Below are 1,256 nucleotides of genomic sequence, written 5' to 3'. Positions count from 1 at the left end.
GGGCGTGTCAGATGGTCTGTGTAAGCCGTACCGAGAGGAACGGTAAGAATCATGACCATGATCGACGAGAAGAACCCAGGCGAGCCCTCGGGCCAGGACCTGGTCGAGCAGCTGAAAGCCTCAGGGCAGCTTGATGCCCTGTTCGCGCAGATCGACGCGGGCGGCGTCGAGCTCACCGGTGACGGCGGGTTCGTGCCCGCGCTGGTCAAGGCCGCGCTCGAGCGGGGCCTGCAGGCCGAGCTGACCAGCCATCTGGGCTACGAGAAGGGCTCGAGCGAGGCGCCGAAGCACGCCAACTCCCGCAACGGGACCACCCCGAAGACCGTGGAGTCCGAGGTCGGGCCGATCGAGCTGGACGTCCCGCGAGACCGGGGCGGGTCGTTCACCCCGCGCCTGGTGCCCAAGGGCCAGCGGCGCCTCGGGGGCCTGGATGACATGATCATCAGCCTCTATGCCGGCGGAATGACGATCCGGGACATCCAGCACCACCTGGCCTCCACGATCGGCACGGACCTGTCGCACGAGACGATCTCCAACATCACCGACGCCGTGAGCGAAGAGGTCCTGGCGTGGCAGTCGCGGCCGCTGGAGGAGTTCTATCCGGTGATCTATCTCGACGCAATCCGGATCAAGATCCGAGAGAACAGCCAGGTCCTCAACCGTGCCGCCTACATCGCCGTCGGCGTGGACCTCGAGGGCATCAAGCACGTGCTGGGGATCTGGGTCCAGGACACCGAGGGCTCGGCGTTCTGGGCCCACGTCTGCGCCGATCTCGCCAACCGGGGCGTGCAGGACGTGCTGATCGTGTGCTGCGACGGGCTCAAGGGCCTGCCGGAGGCGATCGAGGCGACGTGGCCGGACTCGATGGTCCAGACCTGCGTGGTTCACCTGATCCGGGCCGCGATGCGGTTCGTGGCCTACCAGGACCGCAAGAAGGTCGCCGCCGCGCTGAAGCCGATCTACACTGCCCCCAACGAAGAGACCGCGAGGAAGGCGCTGGCCGAGTTCGAGGCCTCCGAGCTCGGCACGAAGTACCCGTCTGCAGCCGCGACCTGGGCGAACTCCTGGGAGCGGTTCATCCCGTTCCTGCAGTTCCCACCCATGCTCCGCAAGGTCATCTACACGACCAACAGCATCGAGTCGCTGAACTTCCAGCTACGGAAGGTGACCAAGAACCGCGGCCACTTCCCCTCGACCGAGGCGGCGGTGAAGCTGCTCTGGCTGGCGATCTGCAACATCGAAGACAAACGCGCCGC

The 1,256-nt window shown here is 66.2% G+C and carries 1 protein-coding gene; it reads left to right on the top strand.

All coding sequences use genetic code 11. The annotated features are described in order from the left end of the window. Positions 1–57 precede the first annotated feature (57 nt). Positions 58–1,256, top strand: a 1,199-nt coding sequence (locus AUV08_RS09215) for an IS256-like element ISMlu11 family transposase (protein WP_061873212.1), incomplete at its 3' end; no start/stop codon positions are given.

Source organism: Micrococcus sp. CH7 (genome assembly GCF_001595485.1).
GTDB classification, from domain to species: domain Bacteria; phylum Actinomycetota; class Actinomycetes; order Actinomycetales; family Micrococcaceae; genus Micrococcus; species Micrococcus luteus.
This window is presented reverse-complemented; position numbering and strand designations above follow the sequence as displayed.